Raw genomic sequence first — 18,187 nt, 5'->3', positions numbered from 1 at the left:
ATGGACATCGTCACGCCTGCCGCGTTCCCTGAGACGCTGCCCGAGGTCCGCATCGATGTCCTCGAGCAGAACACTGCGCAGTCGGTGGTGTGCGACGAGCTGCAATGGTGGTTCGTGGTCCCGCGCGCGGGAGAGACGAGCAGTGCGTGCTGGTACGACCGGGGTTCGCGGCGGCGCACGATGGCCCGCGAGACGGTGAGCCCGGTGCTCCCGCTGCCGGAGGATCCCGGCCGAGTCAGCATCGATATCCGCGAGAGGACGTTCCCGGCGGGAGCGCTCGAACCTGACGAGCGTCGCATCGGGTTCACGGCCCGCCTGACGTCGATGAGCGCGGACTTCCTGAGCGTCGACATGGACGGTCGGCGGAGCGACGCGAGGACACCGGGGTTCGCCGCCCACCCCGGCGAGGGCCTGGTGATCGACGGTGTCCGCTACCAGCGCCGGAACTGCACCGGTTTGGACACCCTCGCGATCACCGACCGGGCGGTGCGGCTCTTCTCCCCGCACGCAGAACGGCCGGACCAATCGGACTCCGACTCTCACGGGTGAGCGGGCATGTCACTTGCGAAGACCGACCGGAGGACGCATGAAGTACTACGAGAAGGAGCACGTCGAGGCCTATGCGCGGATCCGTGCGGAGGGCCTGGACCAGTGGAACGACCTCTATGCTCAGGACGGTGCGCGCGGGTACGAGCACTTCGCCGCGCGTGAGTTCCTCGAGCGCGAGCTGCCGGAACGGGGCGATGGCCGCACGGTGTTCGAGTACGGGTGCGGCACGGGTGGAGCCGCGTGCTTCATGGCGTCGCGCGGGTATGCGGTCCACGCGATGGACCTCGTCCCCGATGCGATCCAGATGGCGCGCGAACGCGCGTCGGAACGCGGCCTCGACGTCGTCTTCGACGTCGGTGACGTCTGCCGGGGCGCCGGTCCCGGTCGAACGGTGGACTACGCCGTCGACTGCTTCTGCCTGCAGTCCGTCGTCGCCGATGAGGACCGGTCCACAGTGCTGGACGGCGTGCACCGATGGCTGGAACCTGACGGCCTGTTCATCCTCACGACGGCGATGTTCGAACCGGGCAGGGAGTACGGCGACGACAGGTACGACCCGCACACGGGGATCGTCTGGACGCCGAGTCCTCGTGACACCGAGGAAGCACGCCTCCTGGACCGGACGTGGTTCGCTCCCGTGCGCCGTCATCTGAAGCCCAATGCCCTCCGCCGCGAGCTGGAGCGCCACGGACTCGACGTCATCGTCCAGTCGGGCGAGTTCGGCGGGAATGTCGTATGTGTGCGTCGTGGCACGAACTCGTGACGCGCTGTCGACGGTGCACGCGCACGCTGCAGGGCGCGGGCAGGCACGGACTCAGATTCTCGCGCGTCGCTCCCGCTCCGCCTGCCACTGCTCGTAGTGGAACCACTCGAAGAAGACGGGGCCCGCCTGGATGCGCTCGCCCGTGCGGCTGCGGATGTCGATCATGGGCATCCGGCCGGAGACCGTCTTCCTGATCGAGGTGATGTCCTCGTAGGCGATCGTGCGCGTGCGCCCCAGCGGGCCGCGCATGATGAACGCCGTGCCCGTCGACTCGACGTAGACCACGACGTACAGCGCCAGCAGCACGATCCCGAGCAGCATCATGGCTCCGCCCGCGATCATCATCTGCCGGCCGTTCTCGGGGTCGGCGTCCTGCGTGGTCCCGACCAGGCCGATCAGCGCTCCGAACAGGAAGATCATCAACCCGGCGAACGGCACGAAGACCGGCATCCGCCGGCGCACGGCCTCGTGGGGCAGACGGCGCACCGAGGGCCGATCCCGCCAGCGCGTCACGATGACGACCGTGGCCCAGACGCACAGCAATGCGCCCAGCGTGATCAGCACCTTCAGGACGACCGGCGCCAGAGATGCCCAGTTCAGCTCCATGCGCACAGCGTAGATCGGTGGCCGCGCTGCTCGGGCCCGGGCCCGGGGCCGCGTGCCGGGAGCGGTCTGCGGGGCGTCAGGTCCCGGCCCAGACCACGTGCCCGTCCTCGTCGAGCCGCGCTCCCTCGCTGGGCTCGTGCGGCCGCAGCGACCCGTCGTGCATGAGGTCCAGGACCTCGACGCCGTGCTCGAGCTCCATGACGTCGCCGATGATCCGACGATGGCAGCGCCACCACACGGCCTCGGAGCACATGATCGCGGTGCGGGCCGTGCGGCAGTCCTCGAGCAGCTCGGCGGCGCCGGCGCGGAAGTCGGGGGAGCGGGTCCACGCGGCGTAGGCGCGGAAGGCCGGGACCCGCCACCAGGTATCCGGCGAGGCGTTGTCCTCGTCCTTCGTGAGGCGGCGTCTGCCGCCCATGCGCTCGTCCCAGCGGTAGGCGATGCCCGCCTCGGTGCAGATCTCCGGCACCGAGCCCTTCGCGGCGGCCTCGTTCGCGCGGCTGCCGGGGAAGCGGCGCACATCGACGAGGCGCTGGATGCCCGCGTCCGTGAGCAGCGCGGCGAGCTCGTCCCGCGACAGCGTGCCGTGGCCCAGGGTGATCAGCTGCGAGGACATGCATCCAGGATGGCACCGCGATCGTGGCACCGGCAGATGATCAGGGGAGGTCCGGGGCAGAAGGGGTCACCGCACCTCCCACGCCTCCACGTCCCCCGGCACCGTCTTCAGCAGCGGGTGCGCGGCAGGGACCTCGCCGTCGGCAGGAAGGCGCTCGAGCCACTCGGGCGATCGGCCCTCGCACTTGCGGCGCAGGTGCGCGAGCTCGAACTCGAGCTGTCCGGTGGTGACGGGGATCGGCGCGGTCGCGTGCAGGGCCGACGGGTCGCCGGGCTGCAGGATCCGCGTGGCATCGAAGCGGTAGCCGCGGGCGGTCGCCTCCTCGCGCAGCCCCACCAGGTATGCGCCGATCGCATCGAGCGGCTCGGGGTGTGCGCGGAAGCGGGTGAGCTGCGGGTGGCGGGTGTATCCCTTCGTGCCACCGGCCAGCACCTTCTGCGCGAGCAGCGTCTCCCGCCAGCCGGCGATGAGCGCGGCGCGGTCCAGGAGGGACGGGTGCAGGCTCCACAGTCGCATCCCTCGATCCAAGCACGTCGGGTCGTGCCCGACCTGACCGCGCCCGATCTCGCGCGGGGCCGCGCGGAACGGTCCGTTGTCGGCGATGCCGTGAGTCAGGACGAGCGGCCCGCGGTGCCGCGGCGGATGAGTGCCTCGAGCCCCGCCGCATCAGTGCGGTGTGCTGGGACCACCCTCCGGCGCCGTGAGCTGCCAGGGTGTTGCCAGCCGCAGGTGCAGGATCGGATACGGACGGCCGGCGTCGTCCCTCTCGCTGCGCCCGGCGACCTCGAACCCGTGGTGCGCATAGAAGCCCGCGGCCTGCGGGTTCTGCTCGTTGACGTCCACCCGCGTGACGCCCTGCGAGCGGATCGCGTGCCGCAGGAGGGCCGAGCCCACGCCGCTGCCGCGCGCCGAGGCATGGACGAAGAGCATCTGCAGCTCGCCGTCGCTCACGCCGGAGAAGCCGACGGGCCGGCCGTCGCGCTCGGCGACGCTCAGCTCCACGGCCGGGAGGTAGTCGCCGGGCAGGTGCGCGGCGATCTCCTCGCGATCCGAAGGGGCGAGGAAATCATGCGTGGCCTCGACGGCGCTGCGCCAGATCTCCACGAGGACGGGGTACTCGGCGGCGCCGATCGTCGGCCGGATGGTCAGGTTCTCCACCCCTCGAGCCTGCCAGGTCCGCGCGGGCGCCGGCGAGCTCTTTGAAGAGCAGCCGACGCGGGATGTGCGAGGCTCCGGGCATGCACACGTCGCCGATTCCCGCGTGGTCGGGCCCGCTCGACGTCCCCGCGTTCGCGATGGACGCCGTCCGGCAGGCCGCCTCCGCCGCCGGAAGGGTTGCTCGGGTGCGCGGACTCGACGTCCCCGTCGAGACCACGCCGTCGCTGGTCGCGGGCTCGTTCGCGGCGATCGACCACCTGCGCGTCGACGGCCGTCCGGTGGAGGCATGGGGCGAGCTCTCGGGCTTCTTCGCGGCCGACGACGGCTGGGTGCGCCTGCACGGCAACTATCCGCACCACCAGGCGGCGATCCGCCGCGCCCTCGGCGCCGAGGACAGGGACGGCGCGGCCGCCGCGATCCGCCGGCTCCCCGCCGCCGACGCCGCCGAGCGGATTCTCGCCGAGGGCGGCATCGCGACCCCGGTGCGCACCGCTGAGGACTGGGCGGCGCATCCGCAGGCCCGCGCGATGCACGACGTCCCCTGGCGCCGGATCGACCCGGGCGAGGAGCGCGAGGACCCGCCCGTCGGCCGCATGATCCGGCCCCGCGACAGTTCGTCCCCGCTGCCGCTCGCGGGCGTGCGCGTCCTGGACCTCACGCGTGTGGTCGCCGGGCCGATGGCCACCCAGCTGCTCGGGTGCCTCGGCGCCGATGTGCTGCGCATCGACCCGCCCCACCGGCCCGAGCTGAGGGACGCATACCTCGCGAGCGGCATGGGCAAGCGCTCGGCCGAGCTCGATCTCTCCGCCTCGCGCGAGGTCCTCGAGAGCCTGCTCCGATCGGCCGACGTCGTCGTGCTCGGCTACCGACCCGGCTCCCTGGGCCGCTTCGGTCTCGCCCTGGATGACCTGCGTGAACGCTTCGATCATCTCGTGATCGGCGCGCTCTCCGCCTGGGGCGAGGTGGGCCCGTGGGGCGAGCGCGCGGGCTTCGACTCGATCGTCCAGGCCGCCACCGGAATCGCCGACGTCTGCGGGAACGGCGGAGCGGATGGAGCGAGCGACCCGGTGCACGGTGTCCCTCTGGACCGGAAGCCCGGTGCGCTGCCCGTCCAGGCCCTCGACCATGCGACCGGGAACGTGCTCGCGGCCGGCATCCTCGATCTCCTGGCCGACGGGCGCGGCGGCGTGGTCCGCGCCAGCCTGGTCGGCGCGGCTCGTGAACTGATGGAGCGGCCGACAGCGCCGCACGACCCGCGTCGACCTGGTCCGGCCGACTCCGATCCGACCGACCCCGACCCGACCGAACCCCTCGCGACCCTCGAACAGGCGACCCCGTACGGGAGGATCCGCACGGTCCCGGCACCTCTACGTCTCGACGGCATCTCGCTGACCGGGGCGATCACGCAGTACGGGGCGGCGACGCCGGCCTGGCGGTGAGCGGGCCAGCATGCATGCTGCGTGTGCGCGGGGTTCTCAGCGCACGGCGCCGTGCGAATCCGGATGACAGCGCCCGCCGCGGCTGACAGGCTCCCACCATGGACCAGGACGACTGTCTCTTCTGCGGGCTCCTCGGGGATCGCGGCACCGCCGCATGGGTGTCGCGGGAGCCCGGGGCGGCCGCCGTCGCCCTGCTGCCCCTTCCGGACAGCTCGCTCGCGCCCGGCCACACCCTCGTGCTGCCCGCCGAGCACTGCGTCGGCGTCCACGACGCCTCCCCGCGCGCCCTGCACGCCGTGGTCGATCTCGTCCAGCGCGTCGCACGCGCGATGGCCGGCGCATTCGGGGCCGACGGCGTCAACGTCCTGAACGCGAGCGGTCCCGCGTCGGGCCAGTCCGTGCCCCACCTGCACATGCACGTCGTGCCACGATGGCCGGCCGACGGCCTCGACACCTGGCCGACGAGCCTGTCGCAGCACGAGGTCCGCGGCGACATCCGCGCCCGGCTCACCGACACGCTTGCGACCCCTGCGACCCCAGAGCGCCCGACGTTCTGACACATCCGCGTGAAATGACCTTCCCGCGGGAACGTCTCCGCGGCCCGGGTCGGGCATCATCGGAACATCTGATGAGGTCGAGTCGATCAGTGCCGATGCCAGTGCCAGTGTCAGTGCTGGTGCCCGTGCTGGCGCCGGCCCGCTGGCGCTGACGTCGCCGTCCCGCCGCCGACCACCCGAGGAGCCGCACGTGGACTGGGAGACCCGCTACGCGCAGCACCGCAGGCCGTTCGGCGAGGAGCCCACGCCGTTCGTGCGTGAGGTGTTCAGCGACCCGATCGAGCACGGCCTGCCCGCAGGGCCCCTGCGCATCCTCTGCCCGGGAGACGGCTACGGGCGCAACGGCGTCTGGCTCGCCGAGCTCGGCCACACGGTGACGGGCCTCGAGCTCGTCCCCTCCGCCGTCGCCGATGCCCGGGAGCGCGCCCGATCCGTCGGCGTCGACTACCGCGCGATCACGGCCGACCTCGCCGAGCTGCCGATCCCGCTCCGTCCCGACGAGCGCTTCGACGTGATCGCCAGCGTCTGGGTCCGCCTGCCGCGGCGCGAGGACCGGTTCGCGTGGAACCGCGAGTGCCGACGTCGACTGGTGCCTGGCGGACGGGTCGTCATCGTCGCCGGCGCGGCGGTCACCGACGCGGCCGCGGAGCGCGCCGAGTGGCCGGCCGACGTCTCATGGAGCGACCGCTCGACGGCCGACGAGGTACGCCTCGTGGGGACGGTGGAGTGAACCGGATTCGAGCTGCCGCCGCCCCGCTCGCCGGCTGAACGACTCGCGCACGACGGGCCGCTCACCGGGCACGCGGTCCCCGAAGCGGCCGCCGCGAGCAGTCGTCCGCCTCAGCCCGCGCGCCCCGCGGCCGAGGCGAAGCCGAGCCAGGTGTGGCGGTTGCCCGCCCAGCACCAGCCGAGCTTCGGCGCGCCCGTGTTCGCCGCGCCGTCGCGTCCCGTGCCGCCGCTGATCCAGAGCGCGGGCGTGCGGGCATCGTGCCCTCCGCGACCGCTCCTCTTGGGGCGCCGGGAGCCGATGCACATGAAGCAGCTGCCGGGCTCGAGCTGCGCGGGCTGCTGGAGCAGCCAGCTGATGCCCTCGCTGATCGTGAGCGGGCTGCGGCCCTCTCCCGTGATCTTCGGCAGCGCCTCGTCGGGAGACCGGTTGCGCATCTCGTCGCCCCGGCGCACATCGCGGAGCAGGTAGAGCGGGGCGTCGGGGACGTCCAGCCCGTCCAGCGGCACGAACTCGTCCAGGTCCGTCATGTCGACGACCACGAACCCCGGCTTGCCCGCGCGCTCCAGGAGGCCCACGAGTCGGCGCGGATCCACGAGGGACGGGTGCACGGCGAGGACCGGCTGCGACTCCGCATGGTCTCCCTGCGACTTCGCACCGTCCCCCGACGCCGCCGCACCGTCCCTCGACGCCTCCGCCTCGAGCCCCGTGGCCAGCTCCCGCAGCCGTTCGGGCGTCGTGCCCGCGAGCTCGGCGAGGCCCAGATCGACCAGGTGGTCCGCTTGCGCGCGGATCGTCATCATCGCTTCCCCATTCCGACATCCGTGTTCACCGGCTCCGGGGCGCGCAGCGCCCCCGCTGGTCCGAGCACTGTGCAACGGCGCAGGTCCGTTCACTATTCCTCGGGTTCGCCCGCGCGTCATCGTCGGGCCCCCGAGCGGCCGCGAACGTGACGCCCGCAGGCCACGCCCCCGTCCCCCAGGCTCCCTAGCGTCCGGCGAGATCCCTCTCCCCGAGAATCCCCAAGGAGCCCCCGTGACCACCACGCCCTGGCGTGCCACGACCTTCACCCTCGCCGCGACCCTCTCCCTGGGGCTGTGTCCCGCGATGGCCTCCTCGACCCCGCTGCCCGCGGGCCCCCTCGCCGCCGGTCCGTCGGCCGCGGCCCCCGCGAACCCGGCCCCCGCGAACCCCGCGCCCTCGAAGCCCGGCGCGCGCTCGCCCCTGCCGAGCTCGGACGCGACGGTCCCCGCGCCCGACGTCCTGGACGTCGACCCCTCGCGCGGCAGCACGGACGATGCCACCGGCCGCGCCGCGAGCGTCTTCGGCGACGCCCCGAAGACCGCATCCGACCACGCGCTCGGCCGCGACGTGACCTCCTTCGACGGCTCGAACGCGATCGGCTACGACTTCGCCGACGGCTACGACAGGACTGCCAAGGCCATCACCATGGAGTGCACCGTGCGCTTCGACGCCCCGCTCGGCGCGGGCGACGGCGAGGAGACGGGCAACTTCTGCGGCGCCAAGGACGCCGGCGGCTACTCGCTCACCGCCTACGGCAGCACGCTGAAGATGATGGTCAACGTGGACGGCACCTACTACGGCGCCGGCACGAAGATCGAGCAGGGCGTCTGGTACCACGCGGTGGGCGTCTGGGACGGGAAGACCGTTGCCCTCTACCTCAACGGGAAGAAGGTCGCCGAGACGCCGACGAAGGGCACGGCCATCAAGGCCCCGAAGGACTCCGCCCGGAAGTTCTTCCTCGGCGCCGACACCAACGCGAGCGGCAAGCCCCAGTTCCACGGCACCACGAGCGTCGCGAACGCCGCCATCTACTCGAGCGCGCTCAGCGCCGACCAGGTCACCGCCCGCTATGCCGACGTCTTCGGCACGCGCACCGAGGACCAGGCCGCCTTCACCCTCACCAGCCCCGTGCCCGGCGACCAGCTCACCCGCCCGACGACGTTCAAGGGCACCGTCGAGAACGAGGACCTGCTCGCAAGCGACCTCACCTACGAGCTGGACGGCACGCAGATCGCCCTCGGCGACGAGATCGGCCCGGGCCTGAAGGCCGGCACCCACGCGATCTCGTACTCCGGCACCGACTCCCTGGGTGCGAAGGTCTCCGGCTCGACCGCCTTCACCTCCACCTCGATCCCCACCGCGGGCGGCACCGCCCAGTCCAGCGGTGGCGGCTCCGCGGAGCTCACCGCCCGCGCCACCAGCCCTACCGGCGCCTCGCTGCGCACCACCTTCCTCGAGGGCGACGTCTCCTCCGCGAAGAAGGCGCAGCTGGGCACGATCCCCGCCTCGGCCTTCGACGAGAAGGACGGCGTCGCGGGGGACGTGCAGCTCAAGGGCGCGAAGCGCGTGGACGATGCGCTCCAGCCGTCGGACGGGAAGACCCTGCAGACCCCGGCGACCGACCAGATCCCGGCGCTCGCGAGCGACATCCCCTTCACCGAGGCCGGGCAGAGCCTGCTGTGGCGCGGCGAGGTCGACCCCGAGCGGGCCGTGCAGCTGCTCGCCCTGAATACCGAGACCGGCCGCTACGAGGTGCTCGACTCCGCGCGCGGTTCCTCCGACGGGCAGGTCGAGCTGAGCGCGACGGCCGACGAGGCGAACGACGACGACGGCACCATCAGGACGCTCGTGCTGGGCACGGATCCCTTCGCCGACGATCTCGACACCCCGGTCCAGGACTCCTTCGAGGACCCGGACGACTACGACTTCTCGCTCATGCACATCACCGATACCCAGTACCTCTCGCAGGGGGCGACCTCCCGGCCCACCGCGGCCGAGCGCACCGAGTGGGCGAACGCCTACGAGGACTCCTACCGCTGGCTCGCCGAGCACGGCGAGGAGCGCAAGGTCGCCTTCGTCGCGCACACCGGCGACGTCGTGGAGTCCTGGAACTCCGGGGCCACCGACCGCTCCGTCCCCGAGAAGGAGATGGTCTTCGCCGACGGCGCCCAGAAGAAGCTCGAGGACACCGGCATCCCCAACGCCGTGATCCCCGGCAACCACGACAGCCTCGGCGGCACCGACGAGTCCCTGTTCAACGAGACCTTCGGCCCCGAGCGCTATGAGGCGCAGGAGCAGAAGGACTCGTGGAAGGCCGAGGGCGCCGAGTACCACCCGTGGAAGGAGGGCGACAACTCCAACTCCTACAACCTGTTCAGCGCGGGCGGCGAGGACTTCGTGACCGTGAACCTCGGCTACTCGGTGAGCGAGGAGGAGGCCGACTGGGCCGCCGGGATCCTCGCGAAGTACCCCACGCGCAACGGCATCGTCCTCACCCATGCCTACAACAAGCCCAGCAGCTCGCCCGACGGCCGGGGCGGTCCTTTCTCGGCCGACGGCCAGATCATCCACGACCGCGTGCTCTCCAAGAGCCCGAACGCGGACCTGGTGCTCTCGGGCCACGAGCACGGCGTCAGCATCAGCGTGCGCCGCGACGTGGGCGAGAAGGGCAACGACGTCACCGAGCTGCTGGCCGACTACCAGTTCTACGAGGTCGGCTCCGACCAGCTGGGGCTCACCGAGGAGGGCGGCTACGGGAAGGACACCGGGCTGCGCTTCGGGGCGAGCTTCTTCCGCCTCCTCCAGTTCGACCTGGACAGGGGCGAGGTCTCCGTGGACACCTTCTCCCCGTACCTCGACGAGTTCGGGGCGGGCGAGTACGACACCAAGGGGCGGTACGACGGCCGTGAGGACGACTTCCGCGTCCCCGTCCAGTTCGACGGCCGCACCACCGCGTTCACGACCGACGCGCTGATGGGCGTCACCCCCACCGACGACGCGATCGGTGAGGTGGTCCACGGCTCCGGCGAGGACGCCCGCGTGACCTGGAAGGGACTGGAGGACGGGAAGCCCTACGGCTGGTTCGCCGTGACCCGGGACGTCTCGCGGGTGGGCGACGGGAAGCAGGCCGACCCCGAGGCCGCCGCGGCCGACAGGAAGGCGGCGCGGAAAGTCGCTCTGAAGGGCTCCTCCAACGACCTCTCCGAGGGGATCGTCCAGTACGGCGTCTTCACCGGCACGGGCACCGCCCAGGACGACGACGGCGGCCATCCCGGGAAGGGCAAGGGCGACGGGATGGGCCACGGCAAGGACAAGGGCCAGGGCCACGGCCGCCACTGATGCCTTCGATGTCTCCCAGTGAGACCTCACGCCCTCTATGGCGTCGAGACCTCACTGGGAGACATCGAAGCGCCTACTCGCCGCAGCCGGGGCCGGTCACTTCCCGCCCGGCTGCTGCTCGGCGGCGACGAGCTCGACGCGGCCGTCCTCGAACTCCTGCATCTTGCCGCACTGCACGCAGGCCAGTGCGATCGCCTCGGGACTGAAGGCCGCGAAGCCGAACAGCTCGGAGGTGCCGGAGTTCAGCAGCACCCGTCGCACGCGGAACTGGCTGCCGCCGCAGTGCCCGCACATGACCTGTTTGCCCGCGTCAGTCCTGCGCCTCACCCTGCCATGGCCCGGCGGCGCCCTGCAGGAGCTCCGCCGAGGTCGTCAGCTCGATCTGCGGCGCGTACAGGCCCATGACGTGCAGGGCCGCCGTCGCGTTCTCCCCGCTGGAGGCGGCGCAGGCGTCGGTCACCACGCGCACGTGCGCGCCGGCGTCGGCCGCGGCGAGGGCGGTGGAGAGCACGCAGCAGTCGGTCGAGACCCCCGTGAGCAGCAGCTCGGGCTGCGGGCCCACGACCTCCTCGAGCCCGTCGCCCCACTTGCCGAAGGAGGGCGCGTCGACGCTCAGGTGCGAGGACAGGCCCTGCGCCGCACCGACCAGGTCGTAGAGCGGGTCCTCGGCGGAGACGTCGGCGAACGGCCAGGCGCGGAAGTACGCGCCCCAGGAGCCGGCGCGGTCGGCCGTGGGCAGCCAGCGGGTCACCACGGTGCGCTCGGGCCCCACGTGCGCCGCGAGCAGGGCGATGCGCTCCATGGCCTGGTCGAAGAACGGCGAGGACCACTTCGAGGCCGGGTCGGCGAAGATCCGCTGCGGGTCGACCACCACGAGCCAGGGGGCGGCGGCGTGGTCGTCCGCGGAAGCGCGGTCGTCGGAGCCGAGCGACTGCGCGGCGTCGGGTGCTGGGGTCGCGTCGTGCGAGGTCATGGGACTCCTTCGTCCGTGTGGGCGTCCGTGCGGGCGTCCGCCCGCCGTCGATCCGGACGCCCAGACTATGACGCGGACGCGCGGCCACGGCGGTCGGCCCACGGCGCGATCAACGCCGCATCCCGCCGAGCCGCCGCCGAGTCCCACCGAACCTCCCGCTGGCGTCGCGCGCCGCTGCCACTCGCGGAGCCGCGCAGTCTTCTCGCGCCGCCCCGTGCACTACGCGTAGTCAGAGGTCGGGTGACCGGTCATATTCGCGGTGACCCGACGCATGACTACGCGTCGTGCTCACCCCGCGCCGTACTCACCCCGCGCGGCGCGTGAGGCCGACCTCCTGCTGGCGGATCCGCGGGCGGCGGAACACCATCGCGATCGCGAAGGACAGCACGAGCGCGAGCAGCACGCCCAGGTTCGAGTAGGCCCACGGGCCCTCCCAGTACGCGCCCGACGGATCCTCGACCAGCGTGCCCAGGCCGAGCGGCTCGAGCAGGTATCCCTGCCAGTTGTTCCAGGGAGCGTCGGCCGCATAGGAGTTCACGACGAGGCCCCAGCCCAGCACGGAGGTGACCACGAGCGTCGCGATCGAGGTCCAGTCCACGGCCCCGTAGCGGCCGCGGGCGTCGAACAGGGCCTGCTCGTCGTAGTCGGTGCGGCGGGTGAGGACGTCGGCGATGAGGATCCCCGCCCACGAGGCGATCGGCACGCCGAGCGTGATGAGGAAGCTCTGGAAGGGGCCGATGAAGCTGCCGGCGAAGAACACCACCCAGATCGTGCCCGCGGTGAGGATCGCGCCGTCCACGAACGCGGCGGCGGGCCGGGGGATCCCGATGCCCAGGCTCAGCAGCGTCAGGCCCGAGGAGTAGATGCCGTTGACGGCGCCGGAGACCAGGGTCAGCACGGCCACGATCCAGAAGGGGATCAGCGCCCACAGCGGCAGCAGGGTGACGAGCGTGCCCACCGGGTCGTCGCCGATCTTCGCCATCACGTCGGCGTCGGAGCCGGCGAGCAGGAGGCCGAAGACCACGAGGACCACGGGGGCCGCGGAGCCGCCGATCGTGTTCCAGGCGATGATCGCGCCGTCGGACGTGGAGCGGCGCTGGTAGCGGGACCAGTCGGCCGCGATGTTGATCCAGCCCAGCCCGAAGCCGGTCATCACCATCACCAGGGCGCCGATCATCTTCTGCACGTCGCCGGTGGGGGCGGCCATCACCGTCGAGAGGTGGATGTGCGGGATCGTGAGCAGCATGAACAGCACCGTCATGGCGCCGGTCGCCCAGGTCAGCACCGACTGGATCCGCATGATCGTGTGGTACCCGAGCACGGAGGCGGTGACGATGATCGCCGCGATCACGAGGGTCGCGATGACCAGCACCGCCGTGCCGGAGGCGAGGCCGAGCGCCTGGAAGACGGTGGCCGTGGCGAGCACCGCGGAGATCGCGAGCATCGTCTCCCAGCCGATCGAGGTCAGCCACGAGACCAGTCCCGGGAGCTTCTGGCCGTGCACGCCGAAGGCCGCGCGCGAGAGCACCATCGTGGGTGCGCTGCCGCGCTTGCCGGCGATCGCGATCAGCCCGCACAGCGCGAAGCTCGCGACGATCCCGATCAGGGAGACGATCACGGCCTGCCAGAACGAGATGCCGAAGCCCAGCACGTACGCGCCGTAGCTCATCCCGAACACGGACACGTTCGCGGCGAACCACGGCCAGAACAGCTGGTGCGGCTTGGCGGTGCGCTCGGACTCGGCGATGATCTCGATGCCGGTGGTCTCTATCAGCGTCGAGCCGGTCGAGCCGGTCGAGCCGGTCGGGCCGGCTGGGCCGCTCGAGCCGGTCGGGCCGCTCGAGCCGGTCGGGCCGACGGTGGAGGGGTCGGACGGGCCGACGGGACGGGGATCTGCGGACGACATCGTCGCCTCCAGGTGTGTGGTCACGCGGACGGACCGCGCTGCAGGGACGGGGTGCGCGCGCCCGGTCGGCCGGAAGGCCTGACCGGGTACGGGGGAGTCCCATCATCCCACCTGGGACGGGGCGTGAGAGATTGCAGGCAATCGGCGGGACACCCGGGACCGCAGGCGGTCGGTCGTCCTATCGTGGAAAGCCGTGCGCTCCTCCTTCCCAGATCCCCGCTCCCTCGGCGGTCAGCTGTCCTCGACCGCCCGCAGCATGGTGACCCTCGGCCCGGGCCGGGCGGACCTCGCGCCGGCCGTGAGGATCGCGCTCTCGCTCGCCGCGCCGCTGGTGATCCTGCTGCTCAGCGGCCACATCCAGTGGGCCATGTTCGCCTCCTTCGGCGGCTTCACCTCGATCTACGCGCGCTACGTCCCCACGGCGATCCGCGTGCGCCACCACGTGCGCGTGGGCATCCTGCTGACGATCTGCGTGGGCATCGGCGCCCTGCTCTCCCAGCTGGCGGCCGCCGGGGTCCTGGGCCATGGGACGCACCTCGCCCTCACCACGCTGGGCGGCGCGCTCGCCGCCGCGATCGGCTCGGTGATGGTGATGGTGAAGGGACTGCGGCCCACCGGCGCCGTGTTCCCGGTCTTCGCGATCACCGCGGTCTCCAGCGCGCCGTCGGCCGCTCCCTTCTGGCTCGCGCTGCTCATCGCGGGCGCGGCGGCCGCGTGGTGCGTGCTGCTGGGGTTCCTGGCCCGCTGGACCGGTGAGGCGAACGTCGATGCCGCCGCCCCGGACACCTCCGGCATCACCTCGGCGATGCGCCGCCAGGAGTTCACCCGCTACGGATTCGCCGCGCTGGTCAGCGGCATCATCGCCTCCCTCACGGGGATCCCCTCGCCCTACTGGGCGCAGGTCGCTGCCGTCGTCCCGCTCTCGGCTCCCGGGCGCCGCCTGCAGATCGAGCGCGGTCTGCACCGCATCGTGGGCACGGCCCTGGGCGTGGGCGTCACCGCGTTCCTGCTGTCCTTCCCCAGCCAGCCCTGGCAGCTGCTGGTGTGGGTGATCCTCTTCCAGTTCCTCGCCGAGATGTTCGTGCTGCGCAACTACTCGCTGGCCCTCGTCTTCATCACTCCGCTCGCGCTGCTGATGGTGCAGCTCGCGAGCCCGCGGCCGGTCGCCTCGCTGCTCGTCGCGAGGGTCTCGGAGTCCGCGATCGGCGCCGTCGTCGGCATCGGCACGGTGCTGCTGGCCGTCGCCCTCGAGCGACGGAGGGCCGGGCGCCTCGGCGCGGCCTGATGGGCTCCGCATAGGGTGCTCTCCGTGACGACCACGACCGCCGAGACCACTCTGCTGGCCGCCCTCGACCGCACCTATCGCGGCCGCCCGGCGAAGCCGTCGATCTATCGGCGACTGCACGAGATGCTCGATCCCGACGAGCGTGTCCACAGCGTCGCCGACGGGTACCGCGACTACACGAGCGAGCATCTGCTGCTGCTCACGGATCGTCGCGTGCTGCTGGTCAAGGCCCCGATCCCCGGGCGCTGGAAGGCGATGCGCGATGTGCCGGCGGCGGAGGTGCTGGGAGGGCACCAGGTCACCGGGACGCTCACGGCCGCGTCCATCGAGATCGGGGTGCACGGACAGAAGCCCGTGACGATGAAGATCGGGAACCACGAGGCAGCGGCCGAGCTGCTGCGCACTCTCGAAGCCCTGCGTGCCGGCGGCGCGCCGGGAGGGCCCGCGGAGAGGGGCACCGCCCCGGTGAACGCCGTTGCCGGCGCTCCCGCTACGGGCGCCGCTGAGCGATCCGTTCCGCCCGCGCCGGTCCCGGCCGAGCTCGAGGTTCTGCTCGTCCCGGGCGAGCAGGTGCACTGCGTCTTCGAGGGCTGGTCGACGTGGTCGAGCGAACATCAGCTGCTCCTGCTCACCGACCGCCGGGTGCTGCTCGTGGGCGAGCAGACACCGGGGAGCTGGATCGCCCAGCGCGAGGCCGCGGCGCCGGCGGTCACCGGTGTGCGCAGCGCGGGAGGGACGGCTCTGAAGGCGGCCTCGGTCGCGGTCGAGGTGCAGGGGCAGAAGCCGATCAGCCTGGGCAAGGGGGCGGCGGAGCCGGCGCAGGCGTTCGTGCAGACCCTGGAGGGTCTGCTGCGCAGGGGATGCGGGCCGGCACCGCGCTGACCTCTCGGCACCGGATCGACGGCTGCGGATGGAACGCGGTCTGGAGCTGAGCGCTCTCGAGCGCCGAGGGCAGCCGCGGCCCGCGATACCGTGGCACCGTGACCCTCTCCGAACCCACGCATGCCGAGCAGACGTTCTTCGCCGTGATGGAGCGCAACGACGAGCCGCGCGACGTGTGGGACCTCAACCTCCCGGAGAAGATCCTCGACCCCCGTGAGACCGTGATCGACGTGAAGGTCGGGGACACGACCTCCGATACGAACCCGCTGCTGATCGCCACGGACAGGAGGGTGCTTCTCGCGAAGGAGGGCGCCATCCGGTCGTGGAGAGTGCTCAAGGAGGCCCCCGCTGCGGAGGTGGTCGGCGTCGACTACAAGCGCACCCTGCTGTCCGGGAAGCTGCGCGTCCACCTGCGCGACGGGTCGGCCATCACGCTCACGACCGCCACGAAGGACCACGCGGAGCGTTTCGTCGCGACCATCCAGGACCTGCTGGAGGGCGCTCAGCGCCCGCGGCGCTGATGCTCGGACCAAGGCGCGTTCCGGCCCGGTCCCGGTCTTAGTCCCGAGAGGCTTCCGGGGCTTCGTCCTGCTCGTCGTCATCCGGGGGGACGGGGACGAGCGACTGCAGGATCGAGAGCAGCGACTCCGGCGAGACGTCGGAGATCTCGCGGTCGACCGGATCGGAGCCCTCCCTGATCGGGCCGTTGTCGATGATGCGCAGGCGGCCGGGGTGCGCGATGAACGTCGCCTGGGTGCCCCCACCCTCGACGACCGAGGTGAGGATCGAGAGCGCACGGGCGCCGTCGACCGCCGCGTCGACGTCCTGACCGGGTACGCGCACGGTCGCGACGTCACCGTCGTCCGAGGCGTCGTCGAAGGGGTCGACGAATCGTCCGAGGCGGAGCGCGACGGCGCTGGGCTCGGGAACAGAGAAGTGATGGAAGCCGTCGATGGTCACGTACTCCTCGAGGACGCCGCCTCCGGGAAAGCAGTAGATGGCGAGCGTCGTCGTGCCCCCGGCGAGTGTGCGGACGACGTTGACCAGCCCCAGGGACGTGCGTCGCAGCGCGAGGACACCGGCAAGGCGCCGATCGAGCTGGAACGGACGTCGCGTGGATTCCGCGTTGCCGACGACGATGTCTCCCTCGGGCTGCGCGCTGTCGTCGGCCGGAGTGAGCAGGCGCCGAGCGGCGAGCGAGCGAACGGCCGCGGCCGCTGAAGCATCGGCGTCGACCTCCGGCTGGGACAGATACGGACTGCCCAGAAGATCGAGCGCGGCGGGGCCGCCGAGGCCGAGGAGCTCCTCATCGGTGAGGACGAGGAGCTCGTCCGGATCGTCCGCCGCAGTGGCGAGCACCTCGAGGGCCCCGAGCATGTCGCGCTCGGTGATCGCGGGCTCGGTGGCGTACTCATCGGATACGGTCTGTGCGCTCATGGGAGCTCCCGTCGGGAAGGTGGTGGCCAGTGACTGTTCTGGTGGTGGGGTCAACCGAAGACTCCGTGCCACGCGCCGGAGACTCCGTCGGCGATGGCGCCGCCGACATCGGATGCCGTGTCGCCCACGGCATCCACCACGTGCGAGGTCGTGTCGGAGACGGCGTCCCACGCCTTGCCTGCGCCCGCGGCGATGTCATCGCCCCATTCGTCGTAGACGAACTTCCCGAGGTCCGCGACCGCAGCGCCACCGGAGATCACCGCGCCGGCCGCCGCGAGAGGTCCGCCGACGACGGCCCCGACACCGGTGGCCGAGAGCGCACCGCCGGCGAGCATGAGACCGCCACCGAGCGCCGATGCACCTCCGGTCACAGCATGGAATGTGTCGCCCTTGTTGATGCTGTCGATCATCTGCCAGCCGCCGGTGACGACGTCGATGCCGGGGAGCGCCTTGCCGACGAACGGTGCCGCCTTCGTGAGGAACCCGGCCTTGCTCGCGAGTTTGTCGGCCCAGCCGAAGAAGTTCTTGGTGCCGATTCCGGTGGGGACGCCGAAATGGCCGGCGATCTTCTGGGCGAGGGTCCCGTACTCCTTGGCGCTGGAGAAGACCTTGTCCGAGACCTCGGCTCCGTATGGGATGGTCCCCATGAGCTTGAGCAACGGATCGTCGACCGCATCGATCCCCTTGCGGAAACGATTCGCGATCTCCAGGAGGTCCCAGGCCTTCTTCCCCTTCGAGAACGCCCCCTGGACCTTGTTGTAGAGGTCCTTGCCCGTCCACACGTTGTCCCAGAACGACGAGGAGTCCTCCCCGGACGACTTCCCGTGGCCGCTTCCTTCTCCGCCGCCTGAGTCGCCCCCGGAATCTGACGTCCGGTCCTGCTCATCGGCCTGGTTCCCGAGGTCCTCGCTCTTCTTCCGCAGCCGGTCGGCGACGTCGCGGAACGAGCCGCTGACATCGCCCGACCACGTGGAGCGGAACGCCTCGCCGTCGGATCCCCGCCACGCGGAATCGTCCATGACCAGTGGGTTCAGCTTCGCGTGCAGTTCTTCGAGAGAGGTGGCTCGATCACTCATCAGACGCGAGTACTCGCGCAGCTGCTTGGTGTCGGCTCCGTAGAACCCGCTCATCATCGTCCCCTCGTCG

At 71.6% G+C, this 18,187-nt stretch carries 19 protein-coding genes; 9 read left to right on the top strand and 10 right to left on the bottom strand.

What is annotated here, in order from left to right; translation table 11 throughout:
* Together FHG10_RS13505 and FHG10_RS13500 are read left to right on the top strand one after the other, a co-directional pair.
* A complete protein-coding gene (locus FHG10_RS13505; protein WP_152353859.1) occupies positions 1 to 549 on the top strand; it encodes a hypothetical protein in 549 nt (182 codons plus the stop codon).
* A 37-nt stretch (positions 550 to 586) separates the two neighbouring features.
* Complete coding sequence (locus tag FHG10_RS13500; protein ID WP_152353858.1) at positions 587 to 1,312, top strand: class I SAM-dependent methyltransferase; 726 nt, start codon at positions 587 to 589, stop codon at positions 1,310 to 1,312.
* Between the two features lie 51 nt (positions 1,313 to 1,363).
* Here the strand turns inward: FHG10_RS13500 and FHG10_RS13495 are convergent, their stop codons facing one another.
* The 4 genes from FHG10_RS13495 to FHG10_RS13480 form a co-directional block, all read right to left on the bottom strand.
* The gene (locus FHG10_RS13495; protein WP_152353857.1) at positions 1,364 to 1,918 is read right to left on the bottom strand and encodes a hypothetical protein; all 555 of its coding nucleotides are present in this window, start codon (positions 1,916 to 1,918) and stop codon (positions 1,364 to 1,366) included.
* Positions 1,919 to 1,994: 76 nt separating this feature from the next.
* Complete coding sequence (locus FHG10_RS13490) at positions 1,995 to 2,534, bottom strand: DUF488 domain-containing protein (RefSeq protein WP_152353856.1); 540 nt, start codon at positions 2,532 to 2,534, stop codon at positions 1,995 to 1,997.
* Between the two features lie 66 nt (positions 2,535 to 2,600).
* Positions 2,601 to 3,050 carry a pyrimidine dimer DNA glycosylase/endonuclease V gene (locus FHG10_RS13485; RefSeq protein ID WP_152353855.1) on the bottom strand — a complete coding sequence of 150 codons (450 nt, stop codon included), beginning with the start codon at positions 3,048 to 3,050 and terminating at the stop codon, positions 2,601 to 2,603.
* A gap of 150 nt (positions 3,051 to 3,200) precedes the next feature.
* Positions 3,201 to 3,692: an acetyltransferase gene (locus FHG10_RS13480; RefSeq protein WP_152353854.1), complete on the bottom strand. Its 492-nt coding sequence runs from the start codon at positions 3,690 to 3,692 to the stop codon at positions 3,201 to 3,203.
* A gap of 80 nt (positions 3,693 to 3,772) precedes the next feature.
* Here FHG10_RS13480 and FHG10_RS13475 point away from each other — a divergent pair, with 80 nt between their 5' ends.
* The 3 genes from FHG10_RS13475 (at position 3,773) to FHG10_RS13465 (ending at position 6,418) form a co-directional block, all read left to right on the top strand.
* Positions 3,773 to 5,131, top strand: coding sequence for a CoA transferase (locus tag FHG10_RS13475; protein WP_152353853.1), 1,359 nt, complete (start codon positions 3,773 to 3,775; stop codon positions 5,129 to 5,131).
* Positions 5,132 to 5,229: 98 nt separating this feature from the next.
* A complete protein-coding gene (locus tag FHG10_RS13470; RefSeq protein ID WP_152353852.1) occupies positions 5,230 to 5,688 on the top strand; it encodes an HIT domain-containing protein in 459 nt (152 codons plus the stop codon).
* 190 nt (positions 5,689 to 5,878) lie between these two features.
* On the top strand, positions 5,879 to 6,418 hold the full coding sequence (locus tag FHG10_RS13465) for a class I SAM-dependent methyltransferase (protein WP_193636317.1): 540 nt from the start codon (positions 5,879 to 5,881) through the stop codon (positions 6,416 to 6,418).
* 110 nt (positions 6,419 to 6,528) lie between these two features.
* On the opposite strand, the gene FHG10_RS13460 is transcribed toward FHG10_RS13465, so the two are convergent.
* Positions 6,529 to 7,218, bottom strand: coding sequence for a DUF5701 family protein (locus tag FHG10_RS13460; RefSeq protein ID WP_227488253.1), 690 nt, complete (start codon positions 7,216 to 7,218; stop codon positions 6,529 to 6,531).
* A gap of 232 nt (positions 7,219 to 7,450) precedes the next feature.
* On the opposite strand from FHG10_RS13460, the gene FHG10_RS13455 reads away from it, so the two are divergent.
* Positions 7,451 to 10,558, top strand: coding sequence for a LamG-like jellyroll fold domain-containing protein (locus tag FHG10_RS13455; RefSeq protein ID WP_152353850.1), 3,108 nt, complete (start codon positions 7,451 to 7,453; stop codon positions 10,556 to 10,558).
* Between the two features lie 96 nt (positions 10,559 to 10,654).
* Here FHG10_RS13455 and FHG10_RS13450 read toward each other — a convergent pair whose 3' ends face one another.
* The 3 genes from FHG10_RS13450 to FHG10_RS13440 form a co-directional block, all read right to left on the bottom strand.
* Entirely contained in the window at positions 10,655 to 10,885 is a 231-nt protein-coding gene (locus FHG10_RS13450; protein WP_152353849.1) for a DNA-binding protein, read from the bottom strand.
* Entirely contained in the window at positions 10,869 to 11,531 is a 663-nt protein-coding gene (locus tag FHG10_RS13445) for an isochorismatase family protein (RefSeq protein ID WP_152353848.1), read from the bottom strand. Before FHG10_RS13445 ends, FHG10_RS13450 begins: the two co-directional genes overlap by 17 nt.
* A gap of 304 nt (positions 11,532 to 11,835) precedes the next feature.
* Positions 11,836 to 13,437 carry a purine-cytosine permease family protein gene (locus FHG10_RS13440; RefSeq protein WP_152353847.1) on the bottom strand — a complete coding sequence of 534 codons (1,602 nt, stop codon included), beginning with the start codon at positions 13,435 to 13,437 and terminating at the stop codon, positions 11,836 to 11,838.
* A 193-nt stretch (positions 13,438 to 13,630) separates the two neighbouring features.
* Here FHG10_RS13440 and FHG10_RS13435 point away from each other — a divergent pair, with 193 nt between their 5' ends.
* The 3 genes from FHG10_RS13435 to FHG10_RS13425 all read left to right on the top strand — a co-directional run bounded on the left by FHG10_RS13435 (position 13,631) and on the right by FHG10_RS13425 (position 16,125).
* Entirely contained in the window at positions 13,631 to 14,722 is a 1,092-nt protein-coding gene (locus FHG10_RS13435) for an FUSC family protein (RefSeq protein WP_227488252.1), read from the top strand.
* A 24-nt stretch (positions 14,723 to 14,746) separates the two neighbouring features.
* On the top strand, positions 14,747 to 15,604 hold the full coding sequence (locus FHG10_RS13430; protein WP_152353846.1) for a PH domain-containing protein: 858 nt from the start codon (positions 14,747 to 14,749) through the stop codon (positions 15,602 to 15,604).
* Between the two features lie 98 nt (positions 15,605 to 15,702).
* Complete coding sequence (locus FHG10_RS13425; protein ID WP_152353845.1) at positions 15,703 to 16,125, top strand: PH domain-containing protein; 423 nt, start codon at positions 15,703 to 15,705, stop codon at positions 16,123 to 16,125.
* A 37-nt stretch (positions 16,126 to 16,162) separates the two neighbouring features.
* On the opposite strand, the gene FHG10_RS13420 is transcribed toward FHG10_RS13425, so the two are convergent.
* Both FHG10_RS13420 and FHG10_RS18035 read right to left on the bottom strand, forming a co-directional pair.
* Entirely contained in the window at positions 16,163 to 17,041 is an 879-nt protein-coding gene (locus tag FHG10_RS13420; protein ID WP_152353844.1) for a hypothetical protein, read from the bottom strand.
* 50 nt (positions 17,042 to 17,091) lie between these two features.
* On the bottom strand, positions 17,092 to 18,171 hold the full coding sequence (locus tag FHG10_RS18035) for a hypothetical protein (protein ID WP_193636316.1): 1,080 nt from the start codon (positions 18,169 to 18,171) through the stop codon (positions 17,092 to 17,094).
* Positions 18,172 to 18,187: the final 16 nt, after the last annotated feature.

The organism is Brachybacterium subflavum, assembly GCF_009299795.1.
GTDB classification, from domain to species: Bacteria; Actinomycetota; Actinomycetes; order Actinomycetales; family Dermabacteraceae; genus Brachybacterium; species Brachybacterium subflavum.
Note: the sequence above shows the minus strand (reverse complement) of the source record. Positions and strands in the feature narration are given on the sequence as shown.

Bases quoted from the DNA above. Each gene is read 5' to 3' on its own strand.
- FHG10_RS13505 (WP_152353859.1), top strand. From the start codon at position 1: ATGGACATCGTCACGCCTGCCGCGTTCCCTGAGACGCTGCCCGAGGTC.
- FHG10_RS13500 (WP_152353858.1), top strand. From the start codon at position 587: ATGAAGTACTACGAGAAGGAGCACGTCGAGGCCTATGCGCGGATCCGT.
- FHG10_RS13495 (WP_152353857.1), bottom strand. From the start codon at position 1,918: ATGGAGCTGAACTGGGCATCTCTGGCGCCGGTCGTCCTGAAGGTGCTG.
- FHG10_RS13490 (WP_152353856.1), bottom strand. From the start codon at position 2,534: ATGTCCTCGCAGCTGATCACCCTGGGCCACGGCACGCTGTCGCGGGAC.
- FHG10_RS13485 (WP_152353855.1), bottom strand. From the start codon at position 3,050: ATGCGACTGTGGAGCCTGCACCCGTCCCTCCTGGACCGCGCCGCGCTC.
- FHG10_RS13475 (WP_152353853.1), top strand. From the start codon at position 3,773: ATGCACACGTCGCCGATTCCCGCGTGGTCGGGCCCGCTCGACGTCCCC.
- FHG10_RS13470 (WP_152353852.1), top strand. From the start codon at position 5,230: ATGGACCAGGACGACTGTCTCTTCTGCGGGCTCCTCGGGGATCGCGGC.
- FHG10_RS13460 (WP_227488253.1), bottom strand. From the start codon at position 7,218: ATGATGACGATCCGCGCGCAAGCGGACCACCTGGTCGATCTGGGCCTC.
- FHG10_RS13445 (WP_152353848.1), bottom strand. From the start codon at position 11,531: ATGACCTCGCACGACGCGACCCCAGCACCCGACGCCGCGCAGTCGCTC.
- FHG10_RS13440 (WP_152353847.1), bottom strand. From the start codon at position 13,437: ATGTCGTCCGCAGATCCCCGTCCCGTCGGCCCGTCCGACCCCTCCACC.
- FHG10_RS13420 (WP_152353844.1), bottom strand. From the start codon at position 17,041: ATGAGCGCACAGACCGTATCCGATGAGTACGCCACCGAGCCCGCGATC.
- FHG10_RS18035 (WP_193636316.1), bottom strand. From the start codon at position 18,171: ATGAGCGGGTTCTACGGAGCCGACACCAAGCAGCTGCGCGAGTACTCG.